The following is a 26,345-nucleotide window of genomic DNA, read 5'->3' as shown; positions in this document are numbered from 1 at the left end:
TATCTACAATTCTGAAAAAGAAATCACTTTTTAGACATCAAAAAAAGCCAAGCAACAAGATGTCACTTGGCGTGTCTGCAACATCAGCTTAGCATCTTTTCTTCCTGCTCACTGAAAAATTGTTTCATAGCATGGAAAACATCTGCTTTTCTTCGCAGTATATAATAGCGGAATTTCGGGTGTTCAATGGATTTATAAGCTTGCATTAAACTGGATGAACGATTATACTGATTCACTTCCCCATAGCCGAACATCTGCGAGACCTCAATCAGCTGTTCAATCAATCCAAGACATCGCTTGTTGTCTGAAGTCAAATTGTCTCCATCTGAGAAGTGAAATGGATAAATGTTGTAACGCTCAGGTGAATATTTCGTTTCAATCAACTCCAAGGCCTTGCGATAGGCAGAAGAGCAGATCGTACCTCCACTCTCTCCTTTAGAAAAGAAATCATCCTCACTGACAACTTTGGCTTGTGTGTGGTGGGCGACAAATTCAATTTCGACGGTTTCATAGTTTCGATTCAGGAACCTGTTCATCCAGAAGAAGAAACTCCTGGCCATATACTTCTCCCATTGCCCCATGGAACCACTTGTATCCATCATGGCAATAACCACAGCTTTAGATTCTGGTTTGTTCTTCTCGTTCCACGTTTTAAATCGAATGTCTTCAGGATAAATCGGTGCAAAAGAAGCTTCGCCACCAAGAGCGTTTCGTTTATAAGCCTCAAGCATCGTCCTCTTCTTATCAATGTTTCCTGTCAATCCAGTTTTACGGATATCACGGAACTCGATATCGGTGTGAATGATATTGTCTTTTTCTTTCTCATCAAGGTTTGGTAACGTCAATTCCTTGAACAAAGCTTCCTCCAACTCTGCTAAAGAAATTTCCGCCTCATAATAATCTTCACCAGCTTTATCGCCAGCCCCATCTCCATCGCCAGGCTTGCCTTTCGATTTCTGCGGCGCTTGAGCAACGACATCTCCGACCTCACTATCCCCTTCACCTTGTCCTGCATGTTTATTCTTCTCATGATTATAACGGATCTTATATTCATCAAGTGAACGTATTGGAATCTTAACGACACGCTTTCCATTCGACATCACAATATTCTCTTCAGTAATGAGATCTGGCAACTGCTTGCTCATTGCGTCTTTCACTTTTTCCTGATGTCGCCGCTGATCGTCGTAGCCTTTCCGATGGAGGGACCAGTCGTCTTCGGCGATTACAAAACTCATCTCTTCATCCATGTCATTCCCTCCTAATCGAGTATTACTCTATCGTATGCAGGTCCACTGGAATGGATGAAAGATATTGAGATATGAATGGATTATTTGTGTTTTCCACCTATCATTGTCTACTTTTTCACAAATTATTTACTAGTCATCGTTTTCGCATCTCCTTCGCCCTAAAAAACATGCGTATATAAAAAAGCCCCTTCCACTGATGTTTGTGGAAGAGGCTTTTCGAAATTAACCTTCGAGCAATAGGTCATATGGGTCTTCAATCATTTCTTTAATTCTGCGCAGAAACTGCACGGCTTCTTTTCCATCCACGATTCTATGGTCGTAAGAAAGGGCAATATACATCATCGGACGTGCCTCAATTGTGTCATCCGGCATAACTTTCGCTCGTTTTTCAATGTTATGCAATCCAAGGATCCCCACTTGTGGCGCGTTCAAAATTGGAGTGGACAGCATGGAGCCGAAAATCCCACCATTGGTGATGGTGAAAGAACCACCCTGCAAATCTTCCAGCCCCAATTCTTTATTACGGGCTTTAGTAGCTAGGTCCGCAATTCCTTTTTCGATACCGGCAAAATCCAAGCGATCCGCGTCACGAACCACTGGAACGACTAGGCCCTCATCTGTGGATACTGCCATTCCAATATCATAAAATTGCTTCTTGATGATTTCATTGCCTTGAATCTCAGCGTTGAGTAAAGGAAATTCTTTCAATGCGCCAACAGCTGCCTTTGTGAAGAAGGACATAAACCCAAGCTTAATATCATGTTTCTTCTGGAACGATTCTTTTCGATCGCTTCTTAGTTTCATAACATTAGTCATGTCTACTTCATTAAAGGTTGTAAGCATCGCAGACTCTTGCTGAGCTTCTACAAGGCGCTTCGCGATAGTTTGACGGCGGCGAGACATTTTCACACGCTCAACCGGCTTATCAAATTCCGTTTTCTTCGCTTCTTCTTTCTTTTTCTCCTGTTTCTTCGGTTTGTCCTCGGATGAAGACTTAGAAGAAGATGTGGTTTCTTGCTTCTTACCTCCCTCAGCTGCTACATCTACATCTTCAGGACGGATACGACCTAGTGGATCACGAGCTGAAACCTCACTTAAGTCAATGCCAAGTTCACGGGCGCGTTTACGAGCGGCTGGAGTGGCGATTACTTCTTTAGAATCCTTACCTGCAGCATCTTCTTTTTTCTCGTCACCAGAAGACTCCTGTTTTTCTTCTTTACCGTTCGATTCAGGTTCCTCATTTTTAGAAGAAGTCTCCTCTTCAGAACCTCCACCTTCACCATTTTCATCGACTTGAGCAATGACATCACCAACTTCGACGTCTTCCCCCTCGTCTTTTAACAGTTCAGCAATGACACCACTGGCATCTGCATTCACTTCTACGTTTACTTTATCTGTCTCAAGTTCCAGGATGGGATCGCCTTTTTCCACTTGATCCCCTTTTTTGACGAGCCATTCTGCAATCGTACCTTCTGTTATGGATTCAGCTAATTCAGGAACCTTAATTTCCTTCATTTGTTTCTCCTCCTTTAGACATCTGTAGCGCTTCATGAATGATTCGGTTTTGTTCAGTTTTATGGATATTCGGTTCTCCTACGGAAGGGGAAGCACGATGCGGTCGACCGACATAGCGGTGAATTTGCCCTTTCTTCAGAAGCTTGTACAATATCCCTTCCACGAAGTACCAACTCCCCATGTTTTGTGGTTCTTCCTGGACCCATACTAACTCTTCTAAATTCGGATATTCTTCTAACATATCAGCCAATTGTTGTTCTGGGAATGGATAGATTTGTTCGATTCTTACGGCGTCAATGGTTTCAAATGACTCGTCCGTGCCATCGACTTTATCTTCTATATCCACCATAATTTTACCACTGCCTAATAACAGGGTTTTTACTTTATCTTTATCCTTGTTTTCAGATAAGATTGGCTGTTTCATAATCGGCTGGAATCGACCTTCACTAAATAGACTTCCAGAAACAGCTACACGCTGATTCCGAAGCAGACTCTTAGGTGTCATCAAGACAAGAGGTCTGGCTTCTTCCTGGTTGCTGATAGCTGCTTGTCTTCTCAACAGGTGAAAATATTGCGCGGAAGAGGTCACGTTTGCAACCGTCCAGTTATTCTCCGCTGCAAGCTGCAGAAATCTTTCCAGACGAGCACTGGAATGCTCTGGTCCCTGACCTTCATAACCGTGGGGCAATAGGAAAACCATGTTTGATTTTTCGCCCCATTTGGCACGGCCGGCGGATACGAATTGATCAAAGATGACTTGACCGGCATTGGCAAAATCACCAAATTGTGCTTCCCACAATACCAAAGCTTCTGGCGCCTGAACACTATAACCGTATTCAAACCCAATCACCCCAGCTTCTGAAAGCGGGCTGTTATGAATATCAAAGGAGGCTTCCGCTTGTTCCAAGCCGTGAAGCGGGCAGTATGTCTCCCCTGTCTTTACATCATGGAGTACGAGGTGACGGTGGGCAAATGTTCCACGCTCCGTATCCTGCCCTGTAATCCGGATCGGACGCCCATCTTCCAGAATGGACGCAAATGCTAATGCTTCCGCTGTTGCCCAATCTACTTTTTGTCCTTCATTCAGCATCTTACTCCGGCGCTGGAGGATTTTTTCAAGTTTCTTAAATCCATTAAACCCTTCCGGTCGCTTTAACATCCCTTCGTTCAGACCTTTAAGACGGTCTAAATCCACCGCAGTATCTATTTCATCGAGGTTTTGCTCAACCCCGCTCGGTCGATCTTTGACATCCGGCGCCGGTGTTTCATGCTCACTCATATTGTTATAGATCTCACGAAGTTTCTTTTCTACTTCATTTTTCATATCTTCCAGTGCCCCTTCGCCGACCACGGAAGCTTCTTGTAATTGTTTTTCAAAGACTGCGGCTGCTGTTAAATGTTCATCAATTTCCTTATACAGCTTCGGCTGAGTAGCACGAGGTTCGTCCATTTCATTATGACCAAAACGACGATAGCCGACCAGATCAATTAGAAAATCTTTATGGAACTTTTGGCGATATTCATAAGCAAGCGCCATTGCTGATAAACAAGCGATTGGATCATCAGCATTTACGTGAAGAACCGGTATTTCAAACCCTTTAGCCAAATCACTTGCATACCTTGTAGAACGGCCATCTTTACGGTTTGTTGTAAAACCTACAAGGTTATTGGCGATGATATGGACGGTTCCGCCTGTACGGTATCCAGGGAGATCACTCATATTCAGGGTTTCAGCTACCACACCTTCCCCGATGAAGGCGGCATCCCCATGAATCAAAAGTCCGAAGGCTTCATCTTCATCCATTTTGGAATATCCAGGCTCTGAACGGTCATCCTGTGCCGCACGTGTAAAACCTTCGACAACAGGATTGACATATTCCAGGTGAGATGGGTTGTGGCTGAGAGTAACTCGTGTAGCCGATTGCTCCCCGTTCTCAATCTCTCTCCTTGCTCCAAAATGATATTTCACATCACCTGTCCATCCATAGTTGATTCCTGTTGATCCCTCTGAAGGAACCAATTCCTTGTCAGGAGAATGGTGGAATTCGGAGAAAATACGGTCATAGGGCTTTCCTAAAATATGGGCCAGTACATTCAAACGCCCGCGGTGAGCCATGCCCATCATGATATGTTTAATTTTATCTCCGGAAGCAGACTGAATGATATGGTCAAGCATAGGTACCATAACATCTAGTCCTTCTATAGAGAAACGTTTCTGTGCGACAAATGTTTTAGCAAGGAAGTTTTCAAATCCTTCTACTTCAGCAAGACGGTAAAGCAATTGTTTCTTTTCTTCATCCGTCAATGACACCGTGTAAGATCCACTATCCACTTTTTCCTGCAGCCACTCTCTTTCATCTTCATTGTTTACATGACCGAATTCAAAAGAAATGGTTCCTGCATATCTTTCTTTTAAAGTGTTGACTACTTGAAGTGCATTATCCAGTTTCATAGGGGCATCAGGCCACACCCATTCAGCTGGAATCTCTTCCAAATCTTTTTCTTGTAGTCCATATGCTTCTAAGTCAAGTAAATTAGTCTTTGGTCGTTCCTCACTGCCTACTGGATAAATATCCGCCTGCAGATGACCATGACGACGAATAGCCTCAACAAGTTTCAGCGCTGAGGTAATTTTAGCAATGTCCCTTTCAGAAGGTGAAGCAGAGCCGTTGGTTTGGGTAACTTTTCCGCTTTCCATCCATACAGGAGCCCCGTGCTCATCAAAAATCTCCTTCAGTGAAGGATCGACAGCACTAGGATCGTTCTCATATAGTTCATATTGTTCTTCGATGTACCCCATGTTGGGGCCATGGAAATTGTCCCAAAAGTTTTGAGTGGAGCCTTGTTTAGACACGTAGAATACCCCCAAGTAGTTGTTGGCTAATGTTTCCTCGAAAACGTTTCCAAGTCCAAATACTATTATAGAATTGAAACGCTTACGTATTCAACAAATTTCGCTTATTTTTTTAATAAAGTACCAAAACCATTATAACAAGAAAGACGCACCTTTGGGTACGTCTTTTTTCACTTTTTACCGCTAAAGGGTTAGATTCTTTTTGTTTCATTCATCCAAAAAAGAGAACCCCTGTCGAAAAGCTATATTTAACGATTACCCAGTTATGTGTCTCCAAACGACATTATACATGCTTTAGCCTATCATCATTCATATCCCTTACACCCACACCTTATACCCACTCTATGTATAACCATGCTTTTTACTTTTGTTTCCCTAATCACAAGATGAGCAAAACACTCACCCCCCTCCATTTTTTTCGTACAAAAGTGACGAGTCTAGCGCAGAAAATAAGGATCCCGCTTCATCGGAAACGAAAGGTATAAAGATGAAAAGTGATGTGAAAAAACACCAAAAGAGAACCGCCCTCTTACATGGATAAGAGGGCGGTTCAACAGTAAAGGTTACCTATTTAATAGACTTCCCACATATTTGAGTAATTCGTTTGCAGAACTTGAAGTATACCCATGCTCATCGACCAAAGTAGCCACCACTTCATTGATCTTCTTGAGCTGTTGTTCATCTGGAGTCTTCGTGGATGTCGTAATCTTCACGACATCCTTCAAGTCAGCGAACAGCTTCTTCTGAATAGCTTCACGTAATCGTTCATGAGATTGATAATCAAACTTTTTACCTTTACGGGCATAAGCGGAAATGCGGATGAGTATTTCTTCACGGAATGCTTTTTTCGCATTTTCTGAAACGCCGATTTGTTCTTCAATCGAACGCATGAGACGCTCATCCGGGTTTAATTCCTCCCCTGTTAGAGGGTCTCTAAGCTTAGCTTTGTTGCAGTATGCTTCTACATTATCCAGGTAGTTATCCATGAGTGTAACCGCAGATTCCTCGTAAGAATAGACGAAAGCTTTCTGAACTTCTTTCTTCGCGATCTCATCATATTCTTTTCTCGCCAGTGAAATGAAGTCAAGGTAACGATCTTTATCCTCATTCGAGATAGAAGCATGACTTCCTAGACCATCTTTCAGTGAACGTAAGACATCAAGAGCATTAATGGAAGTCAGTTCTTTCTTAATGATTGTGGATGAAATCCGGTTAATGACATAACGAGGATCAATTCCGCTCATCCCTTCATCAGCATGTTCTTTTTTCAATTCCTCAACGTCTACATCACTGAACCCTTCTAAGATTTCACCATCATAAAGACGCATTTTCTTAAGGACATCAACATTCGCTTTTTTCGATTCTTTCAATCGGGTCAAAATGGTAAACATCGCTGCAACTCTCAACGTATGAGGAGCAATGTGTACGTTTTTTATATCACTTTCGCGAATCATCTTTTCGTAAATCCGTTCTTCCTGACTCACTTTCAAATTATAAGGAACAGGCATAACAATCATACGAGAATGCAGGGCTTCATTCTTTTTATTGGCAATAAAAGAGCGGTATTCCGCTTCGTTTGTATGAGCGACTATGAGTTCATCGGCTGATATAAGAGCAAAGCGTCCAGCCTTAAAGTTTCCTTCCTGCGTCAAGCTGAGTAAGTGCCACAAGAACTTCTCATCACACTTTAACATCTCCTGAAACTCCATGATTCCACGATTCGCCTTGTTCAGCTCCCCATCAAAACGATAGGCGCGCGGGTCAGACTCAGATCCATACTGGGCGATCGTCGAAAAGTCAATGGAACCTGTTAAATCCGCAATATCTTGTGACTTCGGATCCGATGGACTGAACGTACCAATGCCTGTACGCTTATCCTCTGAGAAAAAGACACGTTCCACTAAAACATCTTCAATTCTTCCCCCATACTCCGTTTCAACCCTCATCGTGTTTAAAGGAGATAAGCTGCCTTCGATACGAATACCATACTCCTCTTCAAAGTCCTTACGTAAATGGTTCGGAACCAGATGGAGCGGGTCTTCATGCATTGGACAACCTTTTATAGCAAATACGGCACCCTCTTCTGTATGCGTATACTGCTCCATACCTCGTTTTAATAGGTTTACTAAAGTCGACTTACCTCCACTGACAGGCCCCATCAATAAGAGGATCCGCTTCCTGACATCGAGTCTTCTTGCTGCAGGGTGGAAATACTCCTCTACAAGCTTCTCCATCGCCTCATCAAGTCCGTAAATATCCTCATCGAAAAACTTATAGCGTTTATGATCGTGCTCTTCTACAACTCCCGCACTTTTAATCATATTATAAACGCGGGAATGGGCAGATTGAGCTAAATAAGGACGCTCTTTCAATAGTTCTAGATACTCTGAAAAGGTACCTTCCCACTTAAGTTCCTCTTCTTGTTCACGATGATCTTGTATTTTCTTTAAAATGTCCACTTCGCGACCTCCCCCGTCGTAAGAGACGAATTTTAATACATCCTATGCCTGGCTAATGTAAAACATGTGTAAATCAGAAAAGTGGAGGTGGCCTGTTAGACACGACCATCATAAGCAAAAACGTGTTCCAGCGGGCTTTGGGCTGTAACCGGTTTGCTTATGATCTCGAGTGGCGGGCCACCGAAACTGGACAATGAAACGAAATGCGTAGCCCCCTTGAGAGATGCGACAAGCATAAGACAACGGCAAAATGAAGTCCTTTATAAAAGCGCATCGACTCTTTTTACCTCAAGGACACAATACTGTCACCATCTGCTAACATTAGTAGTGACCTGAACAATACACAACGGCGGGTTCCAACTCACTCAACATTTTAATTAGCTGCATTAAAAATAGAGCCTTAAGCTGGCTTCCATCCTAAAGGAGGGATATGGAAAAGCCCTCATTTTCAACCTATGCCCTATCTGTTCATTCATGACAGAAAAAATGAGGGCTGATCTGTTAATCAGTCCTCTTCATCATCCTTTTCATAAATCAATCTGTGCCTTTTAGACAAACCCATCATTAAAAAGACAATAAATAAGAACAAGTTCAGCAATCGAAAATCATGAAATAAAATAGCTAATAATGCCCAAATGCCTGAACTAATTAGGAATAGGGTACTGGATAGAAAAGTTTGACTCATAAACCATCCCTCCTCCTTATAATAATAGAGCCCCCAAAGAGATAAGTATGTTCATTATTATCTTTACGTTACTAGTCCTACCTCCCTCATAAAGGGCTTTTGTCGCATTTTTTAGCGTTGTTTGTAAATTTTGACACAGTTATAACGCCTTGTTAGAATTGTTTTGACTATTTTAATTAGATAAAGTGCTCCACGACAGAAAGAAGGACTGCTAATGGAAACATGGTACTTTGTCGATTCAGGACATTGCACCCCTGCCATGAACATGGCGTTGGATGAAGCCTTAATGAATTGGCACCGCAAAGGAGAGATCCCCCCCGTGCTCCGTTTTTACGGATGGGAGCCTGCGGGATTATCTGTAGGGTATTTTCAAAAAGTTAAAGGAAAAATTGATTTAGAAGGCGTCCAGAAACATGGGTATGAACTAGTTCGCAGGCAAACCGGAGGACGAGCGGTCTTACATGACAATGAACTCACCTACAGTGTCATTGTTTCAGAAGAACACCCGGATATGCCGGATTCTGTGAAGGAAGCCTACCTGGTCATTTCAAAAGGGTTGCTTGAAGGTTTTGTAAACCTTGGGATTCAAGCAGAGTTCGCTGTTCCTGAAGGGAAGCTGGATGTAGCTGGATCTGCTGTATGTTTTGAAGAACCCTCTTGGTATGAACTGATTGTTGAAGGTAAGAAAGCAGCCGGAAGTGCACAAACTCGAAAGAAAGGCGTCATTTTACAACATGGATCCATTCCAATTGATGTGGATGACGTTAAACTATTTGATATGTTTATTTATAAGAATGAACGCATTAAGGAACGTGCACGTAAAGCATTCGGAGATAAAGCTGTAGCGATTAATCAAATCTTGGATCAGCCCGTCTCCTATGAAGATACCAAGACGGCATTTAAGAATGGTTTCGAAAAAGGCCTGAACCTTCATTTAGAACCTTTTGAATTATCTAAAGAACAATGGGATGAAGTCCATAAAATTGCTAAAGAGCGTTATGAAACCGACGAGTGGAACCACGCTCGTTAGTAAATAAGGAGTGAACAAATTGGCCAAAAAACAAGACTACATAAGAAAACCAGAATGGCTGAAAATTAAAATTAACACAAACAAATCCTATACAGGCTTAAAAAAACTCATGCGGGACAAAAAGCTGAACACGGTTTGTGAAGAAGCTCGCTGTCCAAATATTCACGAATGCTGGAGTGAACGGAAAACGGCTACGTTCATGATCTTGGGAGATACTTGTACCCGTGGCTGTCGCTTCTGTGCAGTCAAAACAGGACTTCCGAATGAATTGGACTGGGGAGAGCCGGAACGTGTAGCAGATTCTGTAGAAATTATGGGGCTTAAGCATGTCGTTGTTACAGCTGTTGCACGTGACGACTTAAATGACGGTGGTGCAGCTGTTTTCGCTGAAACTGTTAAAGCCATCCGCCGCCGTGTCCCTGGATGTACAGTAGAAATTCTTCCTTCCGACATGAAGGGAGACTATGAAAGCCTTCATACACTAATGGATGGAGAACCAGATATCTTTAACCATAATATAGAAACCGTACGCCGATTAACAAAAAAGGTTCGTGCCCGGGCCATGTACGACCGCTCCCTTGAATTATTGCGCCGTGTAAAAGAAATTCGTCCAAACACTCCGACAAAATCAAGTATTATGGTTGGACTTGGCGAAACGAAAGAAGAAATAGTTGAGGCTATGGATGACCTTCTTGCACACAATGTCGATATCATGACCATCGGTCAATACCTACAGCCTACTAAGAAGCACTTAAATGTAGAACGTTACTACCATCCAGATGAATTTGAAGAGCTAAAAAAGATTGCTCTCGAAAAAGGATTCAAACATTGCGAAGCTGGTCCAATGGTCCGCTCTTCATATCATGCAGATGAGCAGGTCAATAGTACATCTGCCCAACGCCGGATCAAGTATATGAAAGGCTATGAGTCCCAGGGTAAAGAACTGGACACGACAAACTTTTAATGGTTTAAGGACACACTCCTTCATAAGCATTTTTTATTGAAAGAAAGATCATTCTAACCAAAAGCCGCCCCTCATGAACAATTTCATGAGGGGCATTTATATTACCAGGGCCCACCATAATAAGGAGGACGGTTATACCCATAAGGGCCAGGTCCGGCTCCAGGCCCAGGACCCGGGCCACCATAATATGGAGGTGGCGGTGGACCATACCCTCCATAAAAACCAGGCGCCAGAGCTCCACCTATGAAACCACCGAGTAATCCACCAGCAAAAGGACCTAAAAAGAAATACCGTTCATCATCATTTCGAAAGTCTTCTTCGATTGGATACGGATAATAATAGGGATATTGATACAAATTCATGCTCCTCCCATCCAGTCTTGGTTATTCACCTACTCTTCACCCTATGTAAATGTCTACCTTTACGTATAGGCACATGTCATTAAGCGAAGAATAAATTTAACCGGACAAACAATTCACATCCATAAGAAAATGGTTTATAATACAAATTAGCAATGCTGTCTGGCTACATAAAGGAGGACCATTCATGAACGTAACATTAATTATTCTTGTCTGTGTCGCATTTCTGACTGCTATTTTCAGTGCCGGGTATGATACAAAACCTGGCAGCCCAAGAAAATAATCACTCAAAAAACGCATCCAAGACGGGTGCGTTTTTCTTTTGGCCAAAACAAACGGACCTCATCCTCGTAAGACTATTATATTTACCTCACTATAGCTTTTCATGAAAAAAGACGACCGAATCAGGCCGTCTTTTTTATTTGATTAAGTTGGGGTACCCTTGCTGCCTCAACACTTCAAAAAGAATGATTGAGGCTGTATTGGATAAGTTCAAAGACCTGACCTGATCCGTCATTGGTATTCTTAAACAACGATCATCCAATCCCTCCAGCAATTCTTTCGGAATCCCGTCACTTTCGCGGCCAAAGACAAAAAACAAGTCCTTATCGGTATCACTAAAGTCAAAGTCCGCATAAGATTTTGTACCAAAATTCTCGATATAATAAAACTCTCCCTCAGAGTAACCCTCATACAATTCCTGGATAGAATCGTAATAATTCACCTGAACCTTATGCCAATAATCCAGCCCTGCTCGACGAACCATCTTATCATCTGTCGAAAACCCGAGTGGACGAATCAGATGGAGTTCACTATGGGTAGCCAGACATGTACGGGCAATATTCCCTGTATTTGCAGGAATTTCTGGTTGAAAGAGAACAATATGGTTGGGCATTCGTTTCACCTCAGTTTAGTCATAGTTAACTAAACTATTATACCATAGTCTTCACCCATCAATTTTATAAAATTTATACTGAATATCAGGCGTATAAGCGGTTGAATCTTCATACGCCCAATAACGATGCCGGCTGTTAGAGGTGTGAGCATTGACAAGCGGCATTCCGTTCGCATCTTTTTTAACGACGAAGGTATTGTGATCAAACCTTCCGTTTCCTTGAAAGTCGTAACAAATTACATCTCCCGGGGAAAGCTGGTCTGCCGTGGAAGCTTCTGTGGCCGTGAGTCCTTGTCTTGCTCCCCCTAAGTACCACCTTAGCGCATGAGCCACAGACCAACTGTAGCTCCATGTTCCGCTCCCATACCACCACCCCTTCGTTCGGTTCGGTGCCCCCCATGTAGGAGCTCCCCCTGCCCGTAAGCATTGGGATACGTAGTTCGTACAATCAACATCGAAACTCTTATACTGAGGATTATAGCTGTCCCACCAACGGTCGGCGTAACGGACAGCTTCCCTTCGATTGTAAGTAAAGCGAGACAAACTTCTCTCTGATTTGTCGATAAAATCAGACGGCAAAGGCTTGGAGGATTGACCTTTCCCCCACCTTTCCGTCATCACCCTGTGATGAATACAGTCTTCCCCGAGAAAATGGGCTCTGCCTACGTAATACCCTTCTTCTAAGAAATTCATTTTCCCCGATTTAATAAGCAGAGAAAGATGTAACAGATAATGTATAGTTGTTTGATTTTCATAGGCGATCCGGTGATAGGGATGAATGTGAAAAGTCATTCTCTGAAGCTGATGCCCTCTTTCTTCTAAACCCGCCACTTTTTGTCTCAACCATAATTCATCCTCTTGTTCACTAAGACGGTCCATAACCTTTTCCCAATAGACTTGCAGCTTGTATGTATGGCTCATGCCTCTCCCCTCCTCTTACATCTTATGACAAGGAAGAAAGGACATGAATTCAAAAAAGCAGCCATAGAGGCTGCTTCATTGATTTTGCTTTATAGTTTGATGCTCTTTTTCAAATTCCAGCAGTTTTTGCTTTTTATCTAAACCGCCGGCATAACCGACCAATTTACCGTTACTACCGATAATTCGGTGGCATGGAACTATAATGGAAAAGGGGTTCTGATTCACGGCTCCTCCTACGGCTCTAATTGCTTTCGGGGCGCGCATAGAGGAAGCAACATCTTTATAGGAACGTGTTTCACCATATGGCACTTGATGGAGAAGGGTCCGCCAAACCTGACGTTGGAAATCAGTTCCGTAACAGTTCAACGGAACATGGAATTCTTTACGCTCTCCCGCAAAGTAATCCGTTAATTCGACTTTCGTTTGTGCTACATACTTTTGTTCGGGGTCATAGACGAGCTCCCCTTTGAGAAAATGTTTCTTTTTCCAAGATTGATAGGCAGCAAGCCGGTCTTCATAATGTCCATAATCGATTCGACATACTCCCTCATCATTGGCTAGGATAGTCATTGAACCCAAAGGAGTTTCGAAAGTGTCGTAGTATAAGAACGATTGATGGTTCATATTCAACCCCTTCTTCTTTTAACAGTTTTTTCTATTATACAAAAGCTTTACTCCATTGAAAAGGCACAATCGTTTATTGTTCCAAAAACTGGAGCCCTTTCTCCATTTCATAAAGCACTTTCTCATCTTCTTCCAATCTCTTCGCCTCTTCAATTGCCTGGAAGCATTCAGGATTCCCAATTTTACCAAGCCCCCAGGCTGCTGTTCCTCGAATTACTGGACGCGGATCTTCTTTCATCAAACGAATCAGTTCATCGATAGCCGTTTCATCACGATAATGAGCAAGAGCTAAAATCGCATTTCTTTGAATCGGCTTCTTTCCTCGCCATGATCCGGAGATAAACCCAAACTTTTCTTTAAACTGACGGTTGGAAATCGATAATAAAGGAGTCAATCTCGGCTTAACCACGTCAGGATCTGGTTCGAATTCTTCATGATTATGAAAATCTTTTTTTCGGTTTTTAGGACAGACCGTCTGACATGTGTCACAGCCATAAAGTCGGTTTCCGATTTTAGTACGAAACTCATCCGGCAGAAAGTCTTTCGTTTGTGTTAAAAAAGCAATACACCTTTGAGCATTGAGCTGTCCCCCCTGCACAAGCGCATCAGTCGGGCAGGCATCGACACAAATATTACAGTCTCCGCAACTGTCCTCCACAGGGTCATCAGGGGCGAACGGAATATTTGTAACGAGTTCCCCAAGATATACATATGATCCAAATTCCGGTGTGATCACGGCGCAATTTTTTCCACTGAAACCGATACCCGCACGTTCAGCTACCGCGCGGTCTGATAATTCCCCCGTATCCACCATGGTTTTCAACTCTACCTCAGGAAATTTCTCCTGTAAAAAAGCTCCTAAACGGTGAAGACGGTCGCGCAGGACGTTGTGATAATCCTGCCCCCAGGAGGCTCGGCAAAAAATCCCGCGCCGATCCCCTTTTTTACTTTTAGGGGCATCGTGCATTTTGGAAGGGTAAGCCAGGGCGATGGAAATGATTGACTGGGCACCAGGAAGCAGTCGGCCAGGTTCCGTACGCTCTTGAACAGAACCTTTTTCAAATCCGGATTGATAGCCAAGTTCCTGCTGCCTTTTTAGTCGTGCTTTCAACTCACCGAAAACATCGGCGGAAGCAAAACCAATTTTATCAATTCCAATTTCTTTACTGTGGGCAATGACCTCTTCTTTAAACTGATGAAAATCCACCCTGACACACCTCCTTTCTATCTAATATCTTTAACTTTAGCTGTCCTGATTCGGTTGAGGGCAGCAGCAATTTCAAATCGCCTCGGTCGAGCCAGTTCACCCGGGTGTTGGTCTCTAAATGGGGCAAAGGAAGCAAGCCCTTCTCGATCAAACTGATCTTCTATTTTATCGAGCAGAACTTTTAAGGAGTCCCCCTGCTTTAACACCCCTTTTTTATCTAAATGGAGTAATAAGTCAGCGATTAACCTAGTTTGGGATGCATCTACAAGCTGCTCTACATAATCCAATGCAATGTCTTCACGGCCCATGAGGATTTTTTTCATCCCTTTAGCCTGAACCTTCTCTTTCTTCCCTTTACGGGTTTGGAGACTTTGAGGAGCAAAGGACCGTTTCGGTACACGGCCAAACGTCTCCTCAGAAGAAGCAATCCTGTCGTTTGGATATTTGCCCGCAATGTGTTTTGCTTTTTCCGTCACATTGTAAGGGGAGTACTGATCCATCATGATCACATCATCAGCGACGTTGAAATAATCACCTGAGCCACCCATAACAAGAATTGTGGAAACTCCCAGTTCATCACGCATCTGCTTGATTTTATCGATAAATGGTGTAATAGGTTCTTTCTCTTTAACCACAAGTTCCTGCATACGTTCATCCCGAATCATAAAGTTCGTGGCACTCGTATCCTCATCAATCAACAGACTTGACGCGCCTGCTTCCAATGCTTCGATGACGTTTGCTGCCTGAGAAGTACTACCACTCGCATTTTCTGTAGAAAAGGCAGTGGTGTCTGTCCCGTGCGGCAAATTCTTTATAAACGGAGAAATATCGACGGTCGATACCTGACGTCCATCTTCCGCTCTCACTTTCACAGCAGAAGGATTTGTCAGAACATACTCGCGGCCATCCCCTACAATATGAGGGTACACGCCACGTTCGATCGCATTCAAGAGGGTACTTTTACCATGGTAACCACCACCAACAATCAACACAATCCCACGTTTAAGAGCCATTCCTGATAACGGCTCTTCCCTATGTGGAATCTCGATGGAAACTCGGTTCTCTTCAGGACTTTGGAACGGGACAGATCCTTTCATCGGCCGCTGACTGACCCCGCTTTCTCTTGGAAGAATGGACTCATCCGCAATAAATGAAATCCAGTCATTCTTTTTCATCTCATTCAAAATGGCCTGATGTTGATCGGCGAGGCGACAAGCAGATTCAATCTCATGGTCCTTTATTGAAAAGACGGATTGCTTTAATATTTCCGGAATAATAGAAAAGAAAAGTTTTTCTGCTTGTTTGCCATTAATACGTCTTCCATTAGCAGGCAAACCGACTGTCAGACAAATGATCATCTCCTGATCTCTTAGCGAAACAGCTGTCCGCTCCAAGATTTCCTGCCCTGGTTGATCAATCGCGACCATCCCGCTCTTGCCAGAACCTTTCACACTTGTCTGGGTCTTATGAATAGTTTTTGCAACTGCCCTGGTGATTGTATCTTCCGCATAGAACCTTCTGCGAGCTTCACCTATCCATTCTCGCCGTATTTTCCGTTCACGATCAGGAACCCTTATCCTAATCTTAGAAGGAGCGGCAAAAGGGTCTCCTTGTACATAATCAATCATTAAATCATAGCGCTCAAATGAATAAGTTCCTTGAATTTGCTTATAAGCTTTATAACTTTTACCATCTATTTGCTTTAGATACTGCTGTAATTGTTTCACAATGGATTCCTCCTTCGATCTACAGGTCTATTATAGGGTTTATCCAATTTACATCAATAAAAAACGCAATGCTTCGTTACCCATTTAACGAAACACTGCGTTGGTTCACATAAGTATAAATAATATCAATGGAGCGGGTGAAGGGAATCGAACCCTCGTCATCAGCTTGGAAGGCTGAGGTTTTACCATTAAACTACACCCGCTTAGGGAATACTTCATTAGCTGAAGCCGACTATATCAAGTTGTTCGAACAACTCTTATTGAATACATTTGTAATCATAACATTTGAAATCTAGCGATGCAACAGGGAAGTTACGATTTTTTGTCGAATTTATTATTATTATTTTACTTTTTAGAAGTTTCGTAGAGGTAATTAAACCGATGATTCCAAAAAAACTCTTTTCTAAACATTTTATTCTATACCCAACCAAATAAGCTTAAGCAAAGTTCAACCCAAGAAGAGAAAGGTTTCTTTCTGCAGCTTAATAAGCAGCCAATGAATAATATCCAGTTTAAAATAAAAAACCGCCGAAGCGGTTTTTTTGAAAATGGTCATCCTTTTTTAGACTGATACACGTAAATCATGGAGAAAACAAGAAAGGCTAAGAGGTGGATGGAATCAATAAACAGTTTAAATAAGTCGATCAACGTGTTTGAAGCCATAATTTCACCCCCAACAAGCTTTTTTAACTGAATTCGCTATAAAACGTTGCAAAATCACTTGTACAGCTTGAGTGAGTGTAATAGGTTGATAATAGTCCGAAAACTGCTTTCCCTTAATATTCCTCGGTATCTTCGTTTTATACGCCTATTTTTTCTTTCACTTTCTGAGGACGTGTAGTAAACACAACCCCCAAAATAACGGTCCCAGCACCTATGATCTGCACCATTGAGATCTCATCCCCTAGCCATATATAGGCACCAGCCATTGTAAACACTGGGAGAAGGTTCAAAAAAATAGAAGCCTTTGATGCACCAAGGTGGGCGACAGCGTGATTATAAAACAGCAAAGCTATTAAAGAGGGAAAGATACCTAAATATAAAAAACCTATAATATTTGAAAAATTCCATAATGGCGGCACACCGAGAGATATCCATTCCAATGTCACAAAAGGAATTAATACGATTAAGGAGATTCCCGTCATGACCAGAAGCACTCCGAGTGGCGGGAAGAGATGCACCACTTCCTTTACGATCATGGAGTAAACAGCCCAGCAAATAATCGCTCCAACCATAATGATATCCCCTATATTCCAATCCATCTTAGCCAATTGCCAAATGTTCCCATTAACCACCACCCCAAGGGCTCCACAAAAAGAAAGGAAAACTCCAGCCAGTTGTAATTTTGTTAACCTTTCTTTAAGGACGACGCTGCTTAAAATAACGGTTAAAACCGGAATAATCGTTTCAAGCACCGCTACATTTGTAGCTGATGTGAACTGTAGAGACGCATAAATAAATGTATTAAAAAAAGCCACTCCAGTAATTGTCATGACTAGTAAAGGCTTATAATGCTTCAAGAATACGGGCTTTGCTTTTAATGCCCTTCGATAGCCAATTGGGAGCAAGAATATAAAGGCTGCAAAAAGCCTGAAAAAAGCGATTGTAAATGGTGGTAAATCATTCATCGCTTTCCCCATTAATATATTGCCTGCATAAAAAATCACTACAAATATAAGTAATATGTACGAATACACTTGCCCCTCTCCTTTCTCCTAACGACACCTATATATATTATTTCAAATTAGAAATAACGCCCATTCTAGTACAAAATCGTATCAGAGAATGGAGACCATAACAAAAAAGAAACCGAGGGGATTGATTGTCCTCATCACAGCCTCGATTTCTCTTTAACTCAAGAAAAGAAAGGTCATCGCGATCTACAAAATGACAATACTCTTTAAAGCGGCTATTAAATTCTCAAAATCTTCTTCTACTTGGGTAAGAATATCTTGTCTCTGATAGTCTTGATTTTGTTTTTTGGAAGTAACGGGTTCAATTAATAGTGTTCGCCCCTCCATGAAAGTAATTTCGATCTTTCGAGGAGGCGTATTTTCTGAAAGACTGTATTCCTCAAAGTATTCTTTCATAGAAATAATCCGATCTGTAAACAATGTTTCTTTCTTCAAAGCCATATCCTGTGAAAGACTAAGCACCGTTAACGTACGTTCATTACGATTTACGATGAACAATTGCTGCTGATCAGAATCAATCACTTCCAACAACTGATACTGATCAGATTCAAACAATTCTTCCGTGAATTCAAGAATGGCCGCCGTCTTTAATGAACTTAACTCTTCAGTATCCAATCGGTCTTTTAATGGTGTGGACATACTAAGTACCTCCTTCATTTTGGTTTACTTAGCTAATCCCCACTATTTAAGGAAATCAAACGTAAACGAAGGAAAAATAAACCCATTTCACCACAAAGAGAGGAAGCGGAGTTCCGAATGTCTTATAAATTCGTCAAACTCCCCTTTTGTCCACACAAATAGGGAATTCCCGTTAAGGAATGAAAAAGGAAAAGGAGATAGCAATCATGTAATTAAAAGTCACTCGATCATCTTCTGGGATCTTATGAATGCATCTTCTTTATAAACGATCAGAAATTGTCTTAAATGAAGCAACGGCTTCTTTATAAAGGCTGAACTGGCGTTTCTCAATCGTTTGTTCAAAGTTCCTAAGAGCTCTGGAAGCTAATTGCCTGAGTTCTTTATGATTCGTAATCTTAAGCAGCTTCTTAATCATCTCCTTTTTATCTTTAGTATCCTTCTCCAACTCCTTCCATTCCTCTTCCGTATCTACCTCATGACTTTGCAAATCCGTCCCGACGCTTGTTCCAAGTCCAGTTATTAACTGCTTCATTTCTTCATTCTCTTCCACGCTTTCCTGAATAGACCGAAGGGTAGGAGAATCTATCATTTTTTCTTCAGGTCTTATTTCCACCTGGTCCATTTCTTCTTTATCTATCATTACGGTTTCGTAGGTTTCGTGTTTATCATTCGGCTGGGCTTGCACATCCATTCCTTTCTCTTGGTCCATCTCTGTTAATTGCCATACACCAATACCAAGAACTAACACCCCAAGGATGGAAGTTCCTTTAACAAACTTGCTCATGATACATCCCTTTCATTCCCATAATTTTATATTTTCTGACTTTTAAATTGTAACATGATGTAACATTACAAGAAATAACTGTAAATAAAAAAGAGAAGCCTCTACAGCTTCTCTTTCATTACTAGTTATAAATTTTCTAAGAATAAACGGATCACGTCAGCACCACCGATGAATGTACCAAGAGAACTGCCAACATTCGCAAGAACAACCACAAGTAATATACGTGTTACTTTATTATTCCAGAAACCTTTGACACTTGTTACGTCGTCAGACAACGTTTCAAAGTCCCCTACATTCGGACGTCGAAAGTAGGCTTGTACAATTCCAGCAAACCACCCTGCGGCAATCAAAGGATTTAATGATGTTATCGGGGCCACTATGAAGGCAGACAATATGGCCAATGGATGCGCAAGCGCTGCTGCTGCGCCTAATGCGGAAAATGATCCATTCCAAAGCACCCAGCTAATCGTTTGCTGTGTCCCTGCTGTTGGATTTGCCCAAAACGTGTAAAGAATAATGGACAAAATAAGGATAGGGATCGTCCATCCTATCATTTTAGGGAGCTTTGATTTGGGAGGTCGACGTTTTAATTCATTTAAATCATGTTCTTTGTGGATCTCTTTCTTTATGCCAGGGACGTGAGCAGCTCCTAAGACGGCAACTACTTTATTCCCTGGAGCCTCCTTAATTTTCTGAGCAAGATACTGATCCCTCTCGTCGATCAGAGGCTTTTTCAATGTCGGAAAGTTATCAGTCAAATCCTGCAGCATTCCATCAAGCATATCCTGAGATTTCATCTTTTCCAACTCTTCCTCAGAAATTTTATCATTACTGAAGATCCCGTAAAAAATAGACAATAAGAGCTTCATCTTCCCACCGAAACCAATATTCCCCCATATCCGGGAAAATGTAATCTGGATATTACGGTCCACCAATACAAGCTCTGCATTCACATCTTCTGCTGACTCTATCCCCTGAATCATTTCTTGTCCCGCCTGAATGCCGAACTGCTTCGCCATACGCTTCTGAAAAGACGAAATAGCTAAATTAACGAGTAACAACGTAGCCTTTTTATTTTTAATCACTTCAAAAATATCCGTGTTTTTCCAACGGTCCCCGTCTTTAATAGACTGATACCGCTGTTGATCAAGCTCGACACAAACCGAATCCGGTTTTTCCGATTCAATAACTTCCTTTACCTGTTCCGCACTTGCTTTCGAAACGTGCGCTGTACCAATGAGAATGTATTCTTTATGATCTATATGAATTCTCGTAATATTTTCTTCCAATGCAGACATCTGAACCTTCCTTTTGTGTTTCCTTCGTATTTTACCTCTTCCTTAATATTAAACTAGAAAAGGTCAAATGAGAATCCTTTCCCCAAAATTGACTGGAACAATAAAAATAGCCAGACAAAATGCCTGGCCTCTTGACGAATCCCTATGACTGTTAAATTAGCTGGAATTCGACTTATTGGTTAACTCTCTGCTGACTTTCTCAACAACCCTTGGTAAATCCTCATCGATTCTAGCACCACTGAACCTCAATACTGTCCAGCCATGATTCTTGAGATAAGACTCCTTCTCCCATTCCGCCTCCCACACATCTGACGAAATTAGAAAATCATGCTCCACAGCTTCCACCGCAATCTTCAATTCTGGAAAAGCCACATCAATCGTGTACTTATCCACACGGTATTGCAAAGTCGGCTGCAAACCATACGAAAGAAAACCTTCATACAACCGTTTAACCAAACTTGAAGTGAAAACCTCAGCATCACTCAATGGCTGCTGGCTGCCATCTCTAACCCGTAATGTTAACAAAACAGCCAAAATCAATAACGTCATAAAAGCAGCGTATTCGATAAACATGGTTCCATTCATATCCATCACCCACTACTATTCTATCCATTTCCCCCCTGTTCTTATTCATAATGAATCAAATGGGTATTCCAAGATACTTATTTTCGGTCCTTTAAATTTCTGGAACTTATCCAGCTCGTTATTTTACTTTCTGAGTTTCCTGAATTGAATCCTTTAATGGCCTTTATATTAATGCTTGTTATTTCGTCTGTTTCGGTTTACCCGCTTCTTTAAACGCCTTAACGAAAAAATCCCAGGATATAAATTACTTCCAAAACTCTTCTCATTGAAATAGGCCTCAATAGCCTCTAAATTTCTTTTATACCTATTTACATCCTCTGTAAACTCTTCTTCTAAATTGCTGAGAGCACCTACTTCATGAAAAATATCCGCGCACAAAGAGATTGTCCTTAAGGAATCCCTCATCTCGACAAAGTTGTTATGTACATCATAGGGGATATTACTTATCCCGATCCTCTCTATCTCTTTTATAACCATCTTAAATAAAGCACCCATAACTTCTAGGTGTATATCTAAACACCCCTTCTTCCCTTGTACAACTTCCTTATATTCCTGCGAATATGTTTTTGCTAGATTTAAATTTTTTCTATTTTCACTATAGAGTTTCTTATAATGTTGTTGTTCTTTAACCTTTTCACTACGCTTCTCCCACTTGAATACTAAAATTGATATCATCCCTGTTGTTACAGCCCCAAGCAGCGCTCCCATAAAACTCGGATTTGAGACTAATTCAATAAAATAACCTATTCCACCAGAAAGTTCTACTCGTGTCATATAACATCTCCATCCTCGCCTAAGCCAGCTAATCAATTACCCGTTCATTTCAAGCTTCATTTACTATCATTCTATCGCTGAAATTCACATTTATGTTTAATATATAAGGATAAAAATTAAGGCGCTCTAATTCTAATATCGAATTAACCACTCAAGCTGTGTAACCGCCTGCAAGAATTGTCCGATTAACTTGTCCATTGCTATCTCGATAAAATCGGCGATACCGCCCCTCCCCTGTCTCAGCAGGAAATAGATCACTGTTTCCATATCCGTTTGTTGCCGTAGAAACAGCGATTGTTTCCCTGTGTCTTCCTTCATTTGCTTTGTATGTAATATACCCTGACCTTTTAACGCCTTTTCGATTCAACCTCGTATTATGATGATTTTCACGCATACAAAAAATCCCGCTTTCCCTTAGATTTAGGAAAACGGGGTTTATCGTTTACTTGAATAGGCACACGACCATTTAACGTCGCGTTAAACGTACAAAGGGACGATACCTACACTAGTAGATACCGTCCTTCGCTTTTAGTACCGGTGGTCGGGGTCGAACCGACACTCCGTGAGGAACACGATTTTGAGTCGGAAAGTTCCTACTGTACTTATTTTTATTACCGTTAATTTCAGTGATATTAAGTAATTCTACAGTTAATTGCAGATATTTATTTTAAGCTATTCACACCACACCTTTAACATACCACTTCAAGTTATTTGGTTGCAAGAATATACTTTTAATTTTCAAGAAGCAGTTTAAGAAAAATCTTGAACATCTTTTTCTAATTGTTTTATAGGCTTATAAACTTTAGCGTAATATATTCTTTCTATTTGTTCGTCAGCGTTTAAGTGTCTTTCATGTACATTAAATGTGTTAATAAGTAATCTTTTTTTACCTTCGTTAGACAAAAGATCAGGTCGATGAATATAGGTAGTTTTCGTTCGATTATATCTTATTTCGTAATATGTTTTTACAAAGCTTTTTATTTCAAGCCCTAATAAATTTTGTTCGAGTTCAGAATCGCTTATTAACTTCTTAATAAACCAGTCAAGATGGTAGAAAACATTGATATCATCTATTTGGGAATAGAAAAACACCCATCCATACTTTTTATCTTTGGTAGAATTACCACTTATTTTTTTACTAATTGACCCTGTGATCTTATTATTTAAATAAAATACAAATTCTTCAGGAGAAATTTTCTTTGAATGTTTATACCTAGTGAACATATCTACAAGAGATTTCTCAAATCTTAATTTTGTAGATTTTTTAATGGTTAATCCAACCTTATCAATAGCTGGTAAGTGTTTAACTTTGTAACCTAGAAATTCAAAGCCGCTTTCCTCAATATACCCTTGTTTACACTTGCTTTGGTTTACTTTTAGTTTGTACTTATTTGTTAGTTCCTTGAACAATAAGTTCTTAATCCTTCTTGTATCTTTACTATTGCAAAGCACCAAAATATCATCTATATATCTGAAGAACTTAAAAGAACTAACATTAGAGTATTTTTTATCCAAATCTTGAAAATAAATTTCTGCTAATGCATTTGAGATTGATAACCCTTGAGGAACACCTTTAAAATTGCAAAATAACCTATCTACCTTTTGAGATTTTTGTGAAACGGTGGGAGTTCTTATAGCATCAAGAATAGTTTTCTGGATTAGAGGTTTTCTGATCTTTTTGTTCAGTTTCCTTTGTAGAACAAAATGGTCTATAGAACCAAAGAAATCTTTAATATCAATTTTTAAAAAGGAGTCATAGTTGCCCATTGAACTTTTAACTTCATTTATTACAGTTTGTACGAGGGGTTGTTCTAAAAAAAAGCTTTCTTGCAAAATTTTATGCAACCCTTTTAGCACAATTTTATCTCTTATCGTAGGAATAGAAATACACCTATTACTATTTTTGTTTTTGATGAAAACTTTTTCTCTAAAAACAGTAAACTTATAAGTACCCTTGAATATCTTGTTATTGATTACGTCAATGTGGTGATTATAGTTCCTTATAAAAACCTCATTGGTCATTCTATCTATACCAGATGCCGTATTATTATGTATATACTCAGAATGCAGTTCCTCTAGTTTATCTTTAGAATAGTATTCTTTAAATAATTTATATGCAGGAGTAGTATCACCCATTATTAACCCCCCATGAATATAAATAAGGTTAACAGTATTATTGGAATGAGGACTAAAAAGACTTTAATAAAAGCATTTAGGATTTTATACTCGTAATATGCTAAAAAATCTCCAAATTCCTTAATCATCTTCTTTTTTTTCAAGAATACTAATCTGTCCGTATTACTATGGTTATCCGTTTTCTCTAAAACATGATTGTATTCTTTCTTAACTTCATCAAACTCTGATAATAATTTTTCGTGGTCTACTTTCATAAACAAGAGTTTATCTAAGCGATTTTCGATTTTATATAGGTCTAAGTAACAATTCTTAAAAGAAATTGCTTTCTCCTTAAATCCATATGTAGATACAAATATAGAAGCCCCAAACAATAATACAGAAGCTATTACTGTAAGTAAGTTGATATTACTCGGACTCTCTTTATTTACTAAAGACCAAATTGAAAATGATAGCACAAACATTGTGTAATAATTTACAATAACTAACGAAAAAAGATGGTTAGTATTCATTCTTGCTTCTGCTTCCATCCTTGTTTTTTTAGTAACCCACACTCTATTATCTCTAAATTCCTCTATATCTTTTAAAAGCTTTTCATTCTCAGAAAAGCTTGAGGGTTCATCTACCAATGTAGTCTTTTCTTCTCCCATATATATCCCCCATAAAAGAAATGTGTAAAGAAAAGAGTAAGGTTCTGATGCGTTGGATGGAGTATTCCTTGTTTCTAGGAATCTTCTTAGGTACATATGTACCATTGATTAGAATACCTCAGTTTTAATTGACTGAGATCACAAAGTTAGAACCTTACTCTATAGTAATAATATCACAGATTATCCATAATTTTATAATTAAATTTTATTTATTCCAGTTCCTCCACAATCTTTACAATTCCAATAATTCTCTTGATACTCATGATCTGCTTTCGCTTGTTCTATTGCATCATAATAGCTTAAGCCTTGAGTATCAGTTATCTGATCAATTCTTTTATCAAAAACGTCATCCCAGTCAATTCCCCATCCATTACATTTGGCACATCTTTCCTCTGGTTTAGATTTCATCCCTTCTCCTCCTATATAAATGTAATATTTTTCAATTACATTTATATTTTATACTAAAATTACTGTTTTGGTAATAAGCTTTCTATAAATCATTAAGAGTTTCACCTAAAAGTTTTTAAAGTGAAATATATATTTTGAAAGCACTAGAACGGCAGGGATAACCACCCCCCTCCCCCCTATACACCCCCTTAGCTTACTGTAAATTGTATTATGGCGGTGCCACCTCTCCAGCTATCAATCTATTTCTATCTAATCTTCATTCATTACTTTTTGTGTTTGTTTTGCATCTATAGTTACTTTTACTGAGTTCTTCCCTTCTTATATCCCTTTTACTTAGTTTGGCTAACTGTGGCATTGTTTTTATTTCTTAACACCTCAACCATACCCTTTTGCTATTCCCTATTCTTATTGTGGTGTATGTCTGTTATAGGTAAATGTAGTGACGCTGTAACAGTGACACAAAATAATCCTTATTTCTTTCACTTGATCAAAAGTATCATAAACTCTACACTTATTGACACTACATTAAAACCCTTGTACTATAGAATTTAGATAGTATCAAAAAGTGGATTGTCAACACAAAACTAGACAAATTTGTTAAGGTGCTTCTTCTTAAACTCTATAGGGCTCGAATAGCCTAAACTTCCGTGAATACGGATATGGTTGTACCAGTGGACATAGTCAAATAAAGCCAGGTCTAATTGTTCTTGGGTTGCGAAAGTTTCTCCATAAACAAACTCTGTCTTAATCACTTTATATGTAGCTTCAGCGACCGCGTTGTCATAAGGGCAGCCTTTCATACTTAAAGACCGGTCAATGTTAAAGGTTTCTAGTAACTCTTCAATGGCTTGATTCTTAAACTCACTTCCACGATCGGTATGGAAAAGTTCTAA

24 protein-coding genes and 1 tRNA gene are annotated in these 26,345 nt (G+C 40.3%); 2 read left to right on the top strand and 23 right to left on the bottom strand.

What is annotated here, in order from left to right; all coding sequences use genetic code 11:
* Positions 1 to 83 precede the first annotated feature (83 nt).
* From yhbH to BLW54_RS13055, 5 genes are all read right to left on the bottom strand, one after another.
* Positions 84 to 1,247: a sporulation protein YhbH gene (yhbH, locus tag BLW54_RS13075; protein WP_035509934.1), complete on the bottom strand. Its 1,164-nt coding sequence runs from the start codon at positions 1,245 to 1,247 to the stop codon at positions 84 to 86.
* A gap of 222 nt (positions 1,248 to 1,469) precedes the next feature.
* Entirely contained in the window at positions 1,470 to 2,762 is a 1,293-nt protein-coding gene (gene odhB, locus BLW54_RS13070) for a 2-oxoglutarate dehydrogenase complex dihydrolipoyllysine-residue succinyltransferase (protein ID WP_074735104.1), read from the bottom strand.
* Positions 2,749 to 5,562: a 2-oxoglutarate dehydrogenase E1 component gene (locus BLW54_RS13065; RefSeq protein ID WP_244153521.1), complete on the bottom strand. Its 2,814-nt coding sequence runs from the start codon at positions 5,560 to 5,562 to the stop codon at positions 2,749 to 2,751. The genes odhB and BLW54_RS13065 overlap by 14 nt, the downstream gene beginning before the upstream one ends.
* 617 nt (positions 5,563 to 6,179) lie before the next feature.
* Positions 6,180 to 8,075 carry a PrkA family serine protein kinase gene (locus BLW54_RS13060; RefSeq protein ID WP_035509927.1) on the bottom strand — a complete coding sequence of 632 codons (1,896 nt, stop codon included), beginning with the start codon at positions 8,073 to 8,075 and terminating at the stop codon, positions 6,180 to 6,182.
* Between the two features lie 505 nt (positions 8,076 to 8,580).
* Positions 8,581 to 8,760 (bottom strand): hypothetical protein, encoded by a 180-nt coding sequence (locus tag BLW54_RS13055; RefSeq protein ID WP_035509925.1) that lies wholly within the window; start codon positions 8,758 to 8,760, stop codon positions 8,581 to 8,583.
* A gap of 214 nt (positions 8,761 to 8,974) precedes the next feature.
* Between BLW54_RS13055 and BLW54_RS13050 the strand changes: the two genes are divergently transcribed.
* Both BLW54_RS13050 and lipA read left to right on the top strand, forming a co-directional pair.
* Positions 8,975 to 9,790: a lipoate--protein ligase family protein gene (locus BLW54_RS13050; RefSeq protein ID WP_074735100.1), complete on the top strand. Its 816-nt coding sequence runs from the start codon at positions 8,975 to 8,977 to the stop codon at positions 9,788 to 9,790.
* A gap of 19 nt (positions 9,791 to 9,809) precedes the next feature.
* Entirely contained in the window at positions 9,810 to 10,754 is a 945-nt protein-coding gene (gene lipA / locus BLW54_RS13045; RefSeq protein WP_035509922.1) for a lipoyl synthase, read from the top strand.
* A 101-nt stretch (positions 10,755 to 10,855) separates the two neighbouring features.
* Here the strand turns inward: lipA and BLW54_RS13040 are convergent, their stop codons facing one another.
* The 18 genes from BLW54_RS13040 to BLW54_RS12955 form a co-directional block, all read right to left on the bottom strand.
* On the bottom strand, positions 10,856 to 11,116 hold the full coding sequence (locus BLW54_RS13040; RefSeq protein ID WP_035509919.1) for a hypothetical protein: 261 nt from the start codon (positions 11,114 to 11,116) through the stop codon (positions 10,856 to 10,858).
* Between the two features lie 415 nt (positions 11,117 to 11,531).
* Complete coding sequence (trmL, locus tag BLW54_RS13035) at positions 11,532 to 12,008, bottom strand: tRNA (uridine(34)/cytosine(34)/5-carboxymethylaminomethyluridine(34)-2'-O)-methyltransferase TrmL (RefSeq protein ID WP_035509916.1); 477 nt, start codon at positions 12,006 to 12,008, stop codon at positions 11,532 to 11,534.
* 51 nt (positions 12,009 to 12,059) lie between these two features.
* Positions 12,060 to 12,929: an amidase domain-containing protein gene (locus BLW54_RS13030; RefSeq protein ID WP_051744237.1), complete on the bottom strand. Its 870-nt coding sequence runs from the start codon at positions 12,927 to 12,929 to the stop codon at positions 12,060 to 12,062.
* Between the two features lie 75 nt (positions 12,930 to 13,004).
* Positions 13,005 to 13,553, bottom strand: coding sequence for a methylated-DNA--[protein]-cysteine S-methyltransferase (locus BLW54_RS13025; protein WP_035509914.1), 549 nt, complete (start codon positions 13,551 to 13,553; stop codon positions 13,005 to 13,007).
* A 73-nt stretch (positions 13,554 to 13,626) separates the two neighbouring features.
* Positions 13,627 to 14,760, bottom strand: coding sequence for a tRNA epoxyqueuosine(34) reductase QueG (queG, locus tag BLW54_RS13020; protein ID WP_035509912.1), 1,134 nt, complete (start codon positions 14,758 to 14,760; stop codon positions 13,627 to 13,629).
* 17 nt (positions 14,761 to 14,777) lie between these two features.
* The gene (locus tag BLW54_RS13015; protein ID WP_074735098.1) at positions 14,778 to 16,487 is read right to left on the bottom strand and encodes an ABC-ATPase domain-containing protein; all 1,710 of its coding nucleotides are present in this window, start codon (positions 16,485 to 16,487) and stop codon (positions 14,778 to 14,780) included.
* A 129-nt stretch (positions 16,488 to 16,616) separates the two neighbouring features.
* Positions 16,617 to 16,690, bottom strand: a tRNA-Gly gene (locus BLW54_RS13010).
* A 597-nt stretch (positions 16,691 to 17,287) separates the two neighbouring features.
* Positions 17,288 to 18,184: a DMT family transporter gene (locus BLW54_RS13005; protein ID WP_074735096.1), complete on the bottom strand. Its 897-nt coding sequence runs from the start codon at positions 18,182 to 18,184 to the stop codon at positions 17,288 to 17,290.
* A gap of 183 nt (positions 18,185 to 18,367) precedes the next feature.
* Entirely contained in the window at positions 18,368 to 18,820 is a 453-nt protein-coding gene (locus BLW54_RS13000) for a hypothetical protein (protein ID WP_035509902.1), read from the bottom strand.
* Between the two features lie 259 nt (positions 18,821 to 19,079).
* Positions 19,080 to 19,604 (bottom strand): hypothetical protein, encoded by a 525-nt coding sequence (locus tag BLW54_RS12995; RefSeq protein WP_074735094.1) that lies wholly within the window; start codon positions 19,602 to 19,604, stop codon positions 19,080 to 19,082.
* A 125-nt stretch (positions 19,605 to 19,729) separates the two neighbouring features.
* Entirely contained in the window at positions 19,730 to 20,902 is a 1,173-nt protein-coding gene (locus BLW54_RS12990; RefSeq protein WP_074735092.1) for a TraB/GumN family protein, read from the bottom strand.
* A 156-nt stretch (positions 20,903 to 21,058) separates the two neighbouring features.
* Entirely contained in the window at positions 21,059 to 21,487 is a 429-nt protein-coding gene (locus BLW54_RS12985) for an endonuclease domain-containing protein (protein WP_167358817.1), read from the bottom strand.
* A 168-nt stretch (positions 21,488 to 21,655) separates the two neighbouring features.
* Positions 21,656 to 22,261 carry a hypothetical protein gene (locus tag BLW54_RS12980; RefSeq protein WP_035509892.1) on the bottom strand — a complete coding sequence of 202 codons (606 nt, stop codon included), beginning with the start codon at positions 22,259 to 22,261 and terminating at the stop codon, positions 21,656 to 21,658.
* A 151-nt stretch (positions 22,262 to 22,412) separates the two neighbouring features.
* Positions 22,413 to 22,655, bottom strand: coding sequence for a hypothetical protein (locus BLW54_RS12975; protein WP_074735090.1), 243 nt, complete (start codon positions 22,653 to 22,655; stop codon positions 22,413 to 22,415).
* A gap of 356 nt (positions 22,656 to 23,011) precedes the next feature.
* Positions 23,012 to 24,397: a reverse transcriptase domain-containing protein gene (locus BLW54_RS12970; RefSeq protein ID WP_074735088.1), complete on the bottom strand. Its 1,386-nt coding sequence runs from the start codon at positions 24,395 to 24,397 to the stop codon at positions 23,012 to 23,014.
* 2 nt (positions 24,398 to 24,399) lie between these two features.
* Positions 24,400 to 25,044, bottom strand: a complete 645-nt coding sequence (locus tag BLW54_RS12965) for an SLATT domain-containing protein (protein ID WP_074735086.1) — start codon at positions 25,042 to 25,044, stop codon at positions 24,400 to 24,402.
* A gap of 198 nt (positions 25,045 to 25,242) precedes the next feature.
* On the bottom strand, positions 25,243 to 25,452 hold the full coding sequence (locus BLW54_RS12960; protein WP_074735083.1) for a hypothetical protein: 210 nt from the start codon (positions 25,450 to 25,452) through the stop codon (positions 25,243 to 25,245).
* Between the two features lie 584 nt (positions 25,453 to 26,036).
* The coding region (locus tag BLW54_RS12955) for an IS3 family transposase (protein WP_139254189.1) at positions 26,037 to 26,345 on the bottom strand (309 nt) is incomplete at its 5' end.

The organism is Halobacillus karajensis (assembly GCF_900108515.1).
Lineage (GTDB): Bacteria > Bacillota > Bacilli > Bacillales > Halobacillaceae > Halobacillus > Halobacillus karajensis.
Note: the sequence above shows the minus strand (reverse complement) of the source record. Positions and strands in the feature narration are given on the sequence as shown.

Bases quoted from the DNA above. Each gene is read 5' to 3' on its own strand.
- yhbH (WP_035509934.1), bottom strand. From the start codon at position 1,247: ATGGATGAAGAGATGAGTTTTGTAATCGCCGAAGACGACTGGTCCCTC.
- odhB (WP_074735104.1), bottom strand. From the start codon at position 2,762: ATGAAGGAAATTAAGGTTCCTGAATTAGCTGAATCCATAACAGAAGGT.
- BLW54_RS13065 (WP_244153521.1), bottom strand. From the start codon at position 5,562: ATGGGGTACATCGAAGAACAATATGAACTATATGAGAACGATCCTAGT.
- BLW54_RS13055 (WP_035509925.1), bottom strand. From the start codon at position 8,760: ATGAGTCAAACTTTTCTATCCAGTACCCTATTCCTAATTAGTTCAGGC.
- BLW54_RS13050 (WP_074735100.1), top strand. From the start codon at position 8,975: ATGGAAACATGGTACTTTGTCGATTCAGGACATTGCACCCCTGCCATG.
- BLW54_RS13040 (WP_035509919.1), bottom strand. From the start codon at position 11,116: ATGAATTTGTATCAATATCCCTATTATTATCCGTATCCAATCGAAGAA.
- trmL (WP_035509916.1), bottom strand. From the start codon at position 12,008: ATGCCCAACCATATTGTTCTCTTTCAACCAGAAATTCCTGCAAATACA.
- BLW54_RS13030 (WP_051744237.1), bottom strand. From the start codon at position 12,929: ATGAGCCATACATACAAGCTGCAAGTCTATTGGGAAAAGGTTATGGAC.
- BLW54_RS13025 (WP_035509914.1), bottom strand. From the start codon at position 13,553: ATGAACCATCAATCGTTCTTATACTACGACACTTTCGAAACTCCTTTG.
- BLW54_RS13000 (WP_035509902.1), bottom strand. From the start codon at position 18,820: ATGTCCACACCATTAAAAGACCGATTGGATACTGAAGAGTTAAGTTCA.
- BLW54_RS12995 (WP_074735094.1), bottom strand. From the start codon at position 19,604: ATGAGCAAGTTTGTTAAAGGAACTTCCATCCTTGGGGTGTTAGTTCTT.
- BLW54_RS12990 (WP_074735092.1), bottom strand. From the start codon at position 20,902: ATGTCTGCATTGGAAGAAAATATTACGAGAATTCATATAGATCATAAA.
- BLW54_RS12985 (WP_167358817.1), bottom strand. From the start codon at position 21,487: ATGAATGGAACCATGTTTATCGAATACGCTGCTTTTATGACGTTATTG.
- BLW54_RS12980 (WP_035509892.1), bottom strand. From the start codon at position 22,261: ATGACACGAGTAGAACTTTCTGGTGGAATAGGTTATTTTATTGAATTA.
- BLW54_RS12975 (WP_074735090.1), bottom strand. From the start codon at position 22,655: ATGCGTGAAAATCATCATAATACGAGGTTGAATCGAAAAGGCGTTAAA.
- BLW54_RS12970 (WP_074735088.1), bottom strand. From the start codon at position 24,397: ATGGGTGATACTACTCCTGCATATAAATTATTTAAAGAATACTATTCT.
- BLW54_RS12965 (WP_074735086.1), bottom strand. From the start codon at position 25,044: ATGGGAGAAGAAAAGACTACATTGGTAGATGAACCCTCAAGCTTTTCT.
- BLW54_RS12960 (WP_074735083.1), bottom strand. From the start codon at position 25,452: ATGAAATCTAAACCAGAGGAAAGATGTGCCAAATGTAATGGATGGGGA.